Here is a 9,945-nt window from a genome sequence, read left to right on the forward strand (position 1 = left end):
AGGACGACGACAGGATGAGACGACGCCCCTCGACGTACCGCGGCCCGCTCGTCCTGCTCGTCACCTGCCTCACCCTGGTCTTCGTCGGCTCCCCGGCGGGGGCGGCACCCGGTGGCGACCCGATCCCGCCACGCAGCACACCCACCGAGACCGGTAAGTACTACGTGGTCGGTCCGCCGGTCGACGGCCAGCGGGAATTCCTGTACGCCATTGCGGTCAAGACCCTCGGCGACGGCACCAGGTACCGCGAGATCCTTCTGCTGAACCAGGGTCGGCCTCAGCCGGACGGCGGCCAGCTGGTCGACGCCACCACCGTGGAGCCGGGTTGGATCCTCATCCTGCCCGCCGACGCGGCCGGTCCGGACGTGCTGACCGGCGCGTTGCCGATGCCCGCCGGGTCGCCGGCCGCAGCGGCCGGTCCAGGTACGACGGGCGGTGGCTCCGGTGACTGGACCAGCACCGGCCTACGGGTCGCGCTGATCGTGCTGGCCGTGCTCCTGGTGATCTGGGCCCAGGTCACCCTGATGATCCGGCGGCGCGCACACCCCATGCCGGTCACCGACCCCGGCACCGGTCCGGGTGCCGACGCAGACGCAGACGACGACGCGGACACCGGGTCCGCCGTGGAGTCGGACCCGGGCTCCGCCACGGCCACCGACCGGGTCGCTCGTACGGTCGTGGTGCCCCGTCCGGCCACGGCACCGCTGCCGGACCTCGACGTGGCGACCATGCTGCCACCAGTCGCGTCCCACCCGTTCGCGACGCTGGTCACCGCGCTCGACTGCGACGGTCAGCCGGCCCGGGTCCGGCTGGTCGGCGCACGACCCGCCCGCTGGGGTTCGGCGTACGGCTGGTTGCCCGCCGGCCGACGGCCGCCGCCGGCGACGGCGGCGCTCATCCTCGGCGAACATGACGGGCTGCGACTGTGGGCGGACCTCGGTCGCGCCCCGGACGCGCTGACCGTTGTCGGCAATCCGGCGGCCGCCGAACGGCATGCGGCGACGCTGGTCGCACAACTGGGCGCGGAGACCGACGTCGTCGTCGCCGGGGACGCCCTCGGCGACGACCTGCCCGACGGCGCCCGGTGGGTTCCGGAGGTGGCGGACCTCGCTGCGGACCGGTCGACCACCCGGATGAGCGTGGTGGTCTGCTCGGCAGCCGACGTCCCGGCGTTGCGCGGGCCACTGCGGCAACTCGCCCGCGACGGCCGGCAGACCGTACCGGTGATCGTCGGGCTGGCACCGGCGGCGCGGTGGTCGATCCGGATCGGCGATGCCGGCACACCACCGTCCACCGGTGGTGGCCCCCGGTCGGGCGCGTCGTGACCGACACCGGGCCGTCGCCAGTACCGGGCCCGCCGCACGCCGTCGCGGGTCTGCGTGACCTCGTGCTGACGCCCACCCCGGACGGGGGCCTCGCCCACCCTGACGCACCTGACGTCGCGCTCACCGCAGCGCAGCTGGCCGACCATGCACGTTCCGTGGTGTCCGCCGGTGAGCATCTTCGGCTCCTCGTCGACGACGGCGCCCGGCACACTGCCCTGCTCAGCCAGGTCGCTGACCGGCTCGGCTGCGACATCCTCGTCGCACCGGTCGGCGCGTGGGTGAACCTGCCCGGTGGAGCCGACGGTGCGGTGGTCGACGCCGTGCCGGTCGACCGCGACAGCGGCCGGGTCGTCGACTGGGCCCTGATCCAGCCCCCCGGTCCGGCGACCCCGCTGCCCGGCTGGTTCGACCTGGTCGACGGGCAGGTGCTGACCCGGACCGGGTTGGCGACCCTGCCGCTGCCCGAAGGAGTCGAGTACGTCGCCAGCGAGGACTTCGTGGCCCGTCGGGCGGCGGCGGCCCGGCTCGGCGGCGGACATCCCGAGCTGGTCACCGTCGCGGTCGCGACCGACGGCACCGGGTTCCACCTGCCGACGTACCGGACCGACGAGCTGACGGTCCCGGCCGGCCACGACGGCCAGGACCTCGCCGCCGCGCTGGCGCAGATCCCGCTGTACGGCGGCGACCTCCGCCTGTGGCTGCGCTGGCCGGACGACCCGACCGGACACCATCGGATCGCGACACAACTCGCCGTACTCGCCGAGACGACCGGGGCCACCGTATGGGCGCCGGCCCCCGGCGGCGAGGCGGTGCTGCTGCCCGGGTGCCGGGATCTCGGTGCCCGGGACCGCGCCGGGAACGTGACCCGGTGGCAGGAGTACCGGCCACCGCACGCCATATCGGCACCGATGTTCACCACCGACCTCGACGGACGGCTGGTGCCGGCCGCCGGTCCGCAGGCCGGTGCGCTCGGCGCGGTGACGGTGGTCAGCACCCGCCGGGCGACACCGGCGACCCTGGGTACGCGGTACGCAGGCCTGACCGCACAGCCGGGCAGCAGGCTGCTCGACCTGTCCCTGTTGGACGACGGTCGCCTCGCGCTGTCGTATCTCGACGGCAGCTGCCTCGCCGTGGCCGGCGCCGTACTGCGCGCCCTGCTGGTCAACCTCGGTTGGACCGGGGAGGATCTGCTGCTGCTCACCCCGGTGCCGCCCGATGCCGCCGACGGGCTGTGCGCGCATCTGACCGTTCTCGAATCCGCCCTCGGTGTCGAGCTCTGGTCGCTGCCCCCGGGCGCGTCCGTGGAGGTACGCGACGGGTGTGCCCGCGCCGTCGACGGACAGCGGCGGCCCGCCGACTGGCTCCGGGCCGGCCGGGCGGGACCCGTGCCGATCGGTAGCCGGTGGTACACCGACGACGGCTGCCTGCTGCCGGCCCGTCGGGAAGCCTCCTGGCTGAGCGACCGGCTGGACGACCGGCTGAGCGCCCCCGCCCTGGCACCACCGCCGGCCGCCCCCGCCGCCGCACCACCGCCGGCCGCCCCCGCCGCCGCACCACCGCCGGCCGCCCCCGCCGCCGCACCACCGCCGCACCGGCTGCTGCCCGCGCCGAGTCCGCACCGGGTGGTCGTGTCCCGCCGGGCCGACGTCGGACACGGCGTGCCCTGGGTGCCGGACGATCCGCTGGTCAACGCCACGCCGATCCGGCTGTGGCTGTCCAGCCCGTGTCCGCCCGGCCGCGCTGCGGTCGAGGGAATCCCGGCCGCGGGCCTGTTCCTGGTCGCCGACCTCGACGGCACCCGGGTGGCCGCCGCCAACCCGGGTTCGTACCTGCTCTGCCTGGGGGTCGGCGCCGGCGGCGCGATCGACCTGAGCCAGGTCGACGCGGCACCGGTGGGGGTACCCGCTCCACAGGGCGACGGGTTCGACGCAGCCGGCCGGTTCCTGCTGCCGGCTGCCTGGCTCGACCAGGTCCGTCTGCTGGCTGGTTACCGGGTGGACGACAGCGGCCGGCCACGTCGCCAGGTGCGACTGCCCGCAGAACCGGCGCTGTTGCGCTGCACCGGCGCCCGGCACGGCATCGACGGCCTGCCGGACGAGGCCGTGCGCTGGCCGGGCGGCGCCCGCGCCTGGGTGATCCTGCCGGCGGCCCCGGAGGCACCGGCGGTGGGCGACGCCCTCGACGCGTGGCTGCGGCGTCCTGCGGTTCGCGCCGGACGTCGGCTGGCCCGGGTACGGATCCCCGCTGGTACGGCGATCGACGTACGGGCCAGCGCCGCAGTGCTGGCCGGCCTCGCGTCGGTCCGCAACCGCCTGCCGGAGCTGCTGATGAACGAGGTCGACCTGGTGCTGCCGGCCACGTCGTACGACCGTGTCCGGGCCGACCAGCTCCGGTACGCCGACGGTGACCGGTGGCGGCGGCTGGGTCGGCGGGTCGACCTGCCGCTGTCCGCCCTGTTCGAGTCGGACCCGGCAGCGTTCGCCGGTCAGTCGACCGGGTACTCGCCGACCAGCACCGCTGCGGCCAGCTCCACCCGCGACTGGTAGCCCGCCCTGGTGAACAGCCGCGACAACCGGCCCTCGACGCTCTTGGCGCTGCTCTGGGTGACTGCGGCGAGTTGCCGGTTCGACAGTCCCTCGGCGACCAGCGCGGCAAGCAGCCGTTCACCCTCGGTGAGGGCGTCCGTCCGGCCCGGCACCGCGACACCGTGCTCCCGCATCGCCTGCCGCACCCGGGACCGGTGCAGGACCGCCCCGAGCCCGCCGTACAGGTCGTACGCCTCGGCGAGCAGCTCCGGCTGGTGACCGGTCGCCCGTACCACTCGCTCCAGGGTCCGGGCCAGCTCGTACGGTCGACCGAGGTCCCGAGCGAGCCCGACCACCTCGGCGGCCCGAGCCGGGTCCTGGCCGGCGACGAGACGGGCGCTGGTCGCCCGCAACGCCGCCGCCGCGCCGCCCAGCGCGGCAGCGGCCGCGTCGGCGGCGTCCGCCGCTGCCAACGCGGCCGGGCGGTCACCGCGCAGCGCCGCCAGCTCAGCGGTGACCAGCCACAGCTCGTCCGTGCCGAGCAGTGCCCCGGACCGGGTGGCGGCGGCGAGGGCCTCCTTCGCGATCCGGGCGGCTGCGGGCGCGTCGCCGAGGGCCAGTTCCACCTCGACCGCAGCGACCGCCGCCAGGTGGCCAAGCGGTGTGGCCGGGTTACGCACCGGATCCAGCATCGCGCGGGCCCGCATCGGCCACCCCCGGCCGAGCAGCACCTCCGCGCCGGCCCGGTGCACCAATGCCGGTGCCGGCAGGCGGGTCCGGGCCACCCCTGCGGCGATGCTGACCTGCGCCGCGTCGAGCGCGGCGGTCCACCGGCCGTGCTGCCAGTCGGCCAGGCAACGCTCGGGCATGGGCAGCTCGGCCAGGGTCAGCCGGGCCGCGCTGAGGATCGCGGCGGCGTCAGCCGGGTCACCGACGGCCACGGCGAGTCGGTACCGGCCGAGGGCAGCGGTCACCTGTCGGCGGCGGCTGCCGGGCCCGATCACCGATGTGGACGGGCGCCTGCCGGACGACAGGTGCTCCAGCGACAGGTGCTCCAGCGACAGGCTACCCGGGGGCAGCGACCTCCTCCTGCTGCCGGTCACCGCCGTGACCTGGGCGGTGACCATGTCGGTCAGCGGGTCCGGCCCGCCCGGCCCGGCTGCGGCGAGCAGGTCGGCTGCGGCCGTCCAACGACCCAGCAGACCCAGGGCGGCGGCCCGGGTCACCGGCAACGGTGACGGGCCGTCGGGACGCCACGGCGCGCCGGCCGCGACGGCAGCCACTGACCCGGCGACACCCCCGGACTCGGCAACGCCCCCCGGGCCGGCAACACCGGCCGGCCCGGAACCCGCATCGTCAGCTGTCCCGAGGCGGGCCAGTTCGAGCAGTTCCGCTTCCTGTCGGGCCAGGCTGGACAACCCGCCGATCTCCGCACCGAGCAGACGGCTCAACGGTGGGCGTGCCGCTGCGGGACGGCCGGCGTACAACGCGGCGGCGGCCTCCGCGAGCAGCGCTTCGACCCGGTCCCGCGATGCCGTGCTGAGCGCGGCGGCACCGGCCCACCAGCGCGCGGCCGCCGCCGGCCGGGCCGCCTCGACGGCCTGCGCACGTTCCCGCAGCACGCCCGTCGCCCGCCGCGGATCGACCAGATGCCCGGCGACGGTGATCTGGTCGGGCAGGAAGTCGGGGTCGGCGCAGGATGCCGCACCGGACCAGATCGCCTCGACCGCCACCTGGGCCAGCCGCCGCCGCTCGTAGGGCCCGAGGCAGGCGGTGAGCGCCACCGCCACCGCCGGCACCGTGATGCGCCAACCATGCCGGCTCCCGGTCGCGACACCGGCCGTCCGCAGTTCCGCCAGATCCTCGTCCACCTCACGGACCGGGCGACCGGTCGCCCGGGCGGTCAACGCCGGTACGGCCGGGCCCAACGGCTGCAACACCGCCAGTGCCCGCGCGGTGGCGAAGGCACCGACGGCCAGTCGGCGTACCGGGTCCAGCAGCGGGTGGTCGGTGGGGATCCGTGGCCTCGCCGCCGGATCGGTCAGGTAGGCCCGGCGGTCCATCACCCGGACCGCCGCTGACCCCTGGTAACCCTGCGCAGCGGCGAGCAACGCGGCCGGCCGGCCCCGGCTGAGCCGGCGTAGTTCGTCGTGCAGCAGGCCGTACGGGGTGGCGTTCAGGATCTTCGTTGCCAACGCGTCGGACTGGGCCGGCGTACACCGACGGACCGGGACGATCCGGACCAGACCGGCGGCACGGAGCCGATGGAACGCGGCGGACACGCCCTTGGCGGTCCCGGTGCCGACCCCGGACCGCACCGCCGCCACGCAGCGCACCTGACTGCCGTCGAGGCCGTGCAGCGCGGCCAGCAGGGCGCTGGCCGAGAACGGATCGGCCCACTGGGCATCGTCGACGACGATCGTCAGGCCCCGGTGCCGACGAAGCGCCCGGGCGAGGAGTACCGTCGCCGCGTCAACGGTGCCCCGGCCCCGACCGGCAGCGAGCCGGGCCGGCAGCGGGGCGAGGCCGGCGAGCACCCGCCCGGCCAGGTATCCGGGATCGTCCTGGTCCTCAGTGGCCAGCCGAAGCGCCAGAACCGACTCGCCGGCTGCCTCTGCCGCCTGCCGCAGGGTGCGCAGCGCATGCGTACGGCCGATCCCGGCCGGGCCGACGAGCAGGGTGAGCGTCGGGGCGGCGGCCGCCGGCCGGGCCGGATCCCGCAGTGGCGTGGCCGCCGGCTCCGCAGTTGCCGTCAACGGGCGACTCCTGTCGGTCAGGACGCGAGGTCCAGGTTGTCGGAGGTGATGCTCGCCGCCGCGAGCTCGACCCGGGACCGGAAGCCGGTCCGGGTGTACAGGCGGGTCAGGTAGTTCTCGACGGTCTTCTCGCTCATCCGGATCGCGACGGCGATCTGCCGGTTGGTGCGGCCGGCCCGGATCAGCTCGATGATCTGCGCCTCGACCGGGCTCAACACGCTCCGGGGCGCCCGGCCCCGCCGCCGGCGGACCCCACGGGTCCGCATCGCCTCGCTGGCGGCGGCGCGCAGTGCCGGCGCGTCGATCTCCTCGGCCACGTCCAACGCGGCGAGCAGCAACTGGCGTGGTTCGTCGACGACCCGGCCGAGGTCGAGAGCGGCGTAGCCGAACTCGACGCGGTCGCCCCGGGCCTGGATCGCCTCGACCGCCTCGGCCACGGCGCAGGGGTCGGCCGTCGTCACCGCGCGCACCATCGCCCGGGTACCCCGGTCGAGGACGCCGCCGAGACAGGGCGAGGTGGTCGCGGTCGCGGTCGGCGTCACGGTCGCGGTCGGCGTCACGGTCGCGGTCGGCGTCACGGTCGCGGTCGGCGTCACGGTCGCGGTCGGCGGTGGCCGGTGGTCCGCGAGCTCCGACTCGACGAACTCGGCGATCGCGGCACCCCGCGCTGCCAGGCCGAACCGGGCAGCAACCCCGGCTGCCCGGACGAGCAGGCGGTCGAGACCGATCCTGCTGCCGTACCGCAGCTGCCGTCGGCAGGCCCGGTCGGCCGCGTCGAGGTGCCGTTCGGCCTCGGCCCTGGTGCCGGGTTCACCGGCCAGTCCGTTGCCCACCCACCAGCGCAACGCCGCGTACGGCGGATCGTCGGGGACGGAGGCCAGCCAGGTCGCGGCCTCGGCAGCCCGACCCCGCAGGGCCAGCGACTCGGCCGCCCACAACCGGGCCAGCCGGCGCGGCACCGGTGCCTGGCCGGCGGTCAACCCGACCTGGCGTGCTGCGGACACGACACCGGGCAGGTCACCCCGCGCCCGGTCGGCCACCAGCCGGTGGTACGCGGCGAGCGGCCCGTCGCCGGGCACCCGGTACCGCCCGGCGCCCAGCACCAGGTGGAACACCCGGACCAGGTCGCCTGCCCCACCGGCGACGAGCAGTTGGTCGACGGTGTCGGGACCGGTCGCCGCAACCGTGCCGGCGCCCAGCGCCCGGGCGACGAGACCGAACTCGGCATCGCTGACCAGCGGCGGCAGGACGGTGTCCGCCGTACCCGGCGGCGGCAGGACGGTGTCCGCCGTACCCGGCGGCGCGCACGTCGACGGTCCGGCGACGGCGGTCGACGCGGCGAACCACCGGTCCACCAGGGCCGCTACCGCCCCGTCCGGCGGCCGGTGGAGCACCTCGGTGACCGGCACTCCGGTGTGCAGCGCGGCGAGCGCCCCGGCCGCCGCCAGGTCGGCGTGGTCGCCGCCCGGCACCGCCCGCACCACCTCCCCGAGGCGGGTGAACCGGCCGGTACGCACCAGCAACCGCAGCAGCCGGGCAAGGATCTCCTCGCCGGCCGGTCCGCCGCCGCTGTGCCGTAACGCGGCGTCCAGCCAGTCGGCGGCCCGGTCCGGCTCCCGGTCCATCGCCTCGGCCGCCGTGTCGACCAGCGCGAGCGCGGTCCGGCGATCGGTCGGCAGAGTGCCGCCGGCCGACGTGACGTGATCGGCGAGAGTCGCCCGGTCGGCCGGTAGGCCGGAACCGGACCGGCGGAACATCGCTGCCGCGTACGCCCGGTGCAGCCGGTTCACCGCCCCGGTTCCAGCGTCGGCGACCAGCCTGGCGGCGAGCGCCGGACACATCGGGCGGACCACGTCGTCGGGCCCCAACACCAGCACCCCGTCGGCGACCAGTCCGTCGAGGACGGGACCGGCGACGTCGACGCGGTCGCGCGTCGCGGCGGCGAACAGCGGCAGGTCGTCGACGTGGAAGCGGGTGATGGCGGCCATCGTGGCCAGGCGTACGGCCGTCACGCCGCGCCGCCGGGCTGCCGTCGATGTCCGGTGACCGACCGGCAGGGGGATCGGTGCCTGCGGATCCAGCAGGCACAGGTGTCCGCCGACGACGACGAGCCGGCCGGTCTGCACCAACGTGGCGGCGGTCTCCAGCACCGTCGCGGGGTTGCCGGCCAGCGGACCGAGCGCCGAGCTCAGCGCCACCAGCGCGGACTCGTCGACCGGTACGCCGTGCCGGCGGATCAGCAGCTGGCGTACCGCCGTGGTGTCCAGCGGCGGCAGGTCGACGACGAGGTCGGCGAGAGCGGCCAGCCGGCCGCCGCCACTGGCGGTGGCGGCCACCACCAGGCAGTTCTCGCGTACCGCGGCGGCCAACGCTGGGACGAACCCGCCGGTGTCGTCGACGTCGTCGGCGATCAGCACGGTCGGCAGTTTCCGACCGATCAGCCCGAACGCGGCGGAGGTCTCCTCGGCGAGTACCGCCAGCCGGGCCGGCGACGGTGGGTCGGCGTGCGCGCAGAGCGCGCCGATGGCGCTCAGCGGTCCGGCCAGCAGCGGGTTGGCAAGCTGCCCGTACTGCTCACGCAGGACGTCGAGCAGCGCGGCGTACCCGGCGATCGTGCCGCCGCCGGGCGGTGCCGGCGGCATCCGCAGTACGGCGGCGCCGGCCGTCTGCCAGGCGTCGGCCGCTGCCGCCAGCACGGCGGTACGTCCACTGCCCGCCGCCCCGGTCAGCACCGCGAACCGGCCGCCCTCCGGTGCCTGCCGGAACGCCTCGTCGAGAGCGTCGAGCTGCACCTGGCGGCCCACCACCTGCTTACGAAGCACCGCCGGCCCCCACTTCGGCTGCCGCTACGTCATCAGCGGGGTGCTGCCGGATCATCAGCAGGATTTCGCCGGCCGTGGCCAACGACCTGAGGTACCCGTCGTCGTCGGCGGTCTCCAGCCAGACGGTCCGGCCGGCGGCCCGCTTCGGTCGCGGGCCGTCTACGACGTGCGCGTCGACGAGGATCAGCGGGACGTCCGCCGACCATGCCGGGGGCACCTGCGTCGGCGCCGGGTCGGCGAGGAAGGCCTGCTGCTCGTCCGGGGTCAGTCCGCTGGGACCGAACGCGGCGAGCACCCGCTGCTGCAGCCGGCCCCGGATCGCGCCGGCGTGGGCGATCCGGGCCTGGTGACGCAGCTCCGGCGGGGTCGCCAGGTAGCCGTCGATCAGTACGTCGAGCAGCAGCTCGGGGGTGTCCGCGACGACATGACGCCCGCCGCCGGCGTACACCATCCGGTACCGCCCCTGCCAGTCGTCCAGTCCAGCCACAGGTGCTCACCTCCGCGCGTCCGGTTCCGA

5 protein-coding genes are annotated in these 9,945 nt (G+C 75.9%); 2 read left to right on the forward strand and 3 right to left on the reverse strand.

The features are described 5' to 3' along the window. Nucleotides 1-14 precede the first annotated feature (14 nt). Both O7623_RS19045 and O7623_RS19050 read left to right on the forward strand, forming a co-directional pair. The gene (locus O7623_RS19045; protein ID WP_282224378.1) at nt 15-1,325 is read left to right on the forward strand and encodes a hypothetical protein; all 1,311 of its coding nucleotides are present in this window, start codon (nt 15-17) and stop codon (nt 1,323-1,325) included. A 62-nt stretch (nt 1,326-1,387) separates the two neighbouring features. Beyond that, nucleotides 1,388-3,871, forward strand: coding sequence for a hypothetical protein (locus tag O7623_RS19050; protein WP_282224379.1), 2,484 nt, complete (start codon nt 1,388-1,390; stop codon nt 3,869-3,871). Here O7623_RS19050 and O7623_RS19055 read toward each other — a convergent pair. Genes O7623_RS19055 through O7623_RS19065 form a run of 3 tightly spaced genes read right to left on the reverse strand, consistent with a single transcriptional unit; the run spans nt 3,811 to nt 9,915 of the window. Continuing rightward, entirely contained in the window at nt 3,811-6,606 is a 2,796-nt protein-coding gene (locus O7623_RS19055; protein ID WP_282224380.1) for an AAA family ATPase, read from the reverse strand. The two genes, O7623_RS19050 and O7623_RS19055, sit on opposite strands and share 61 nt — an antisense overlap. Before the next feature lie 17 nt (nt 6,607-6,623). Next, complete coding sequence (locus O7623_RS19060) at nt 6,624-9,428, reverse strand: LuxR C-terminal-related transcriptional regulator (RefSeq protein WP_282224381.1); 2,805 nt, start codon at nt 9,426-9,428, stop codon at nt 6,624-6,626. After that, nucleotides 9,418-9,915: a hypothetical protein gene (locus O7623_RS19065; RefSeq protein WP_282224382.1), complete on the reverse strand. Its 498-nt coding sequence runs from the start codon at nt 9,913-9,915 to the stop codon at nt 9,418-9,420. The genes O7623_RS19060 and O7623_RS19065 overlap by 11 nt, the downstream gene beginning before the upstream one ends. Nucleotides 9,916-9,945 lie beyond the last annotated feature (30 nt).

It is taken from the genome of Solwaraspora sp. WMMD791 (genome assembly GCF_029581195.1).
Taxonomy (GTDB): Bacteria; Actinomycetota; Actinomycetes; order Mycobacteriales; family Micromonosporaceae; genus Micromonospora_E.

Excerpts from the sequence above, each read along its gene's own strand:
- O7623_RS19045 (WP_282224378.1), top strand. The coding sequence starts at position 15 with ATGAGACGACGCCCCTCGACGTACCGCGGCCCGCTCGTCCTGCTCGTC.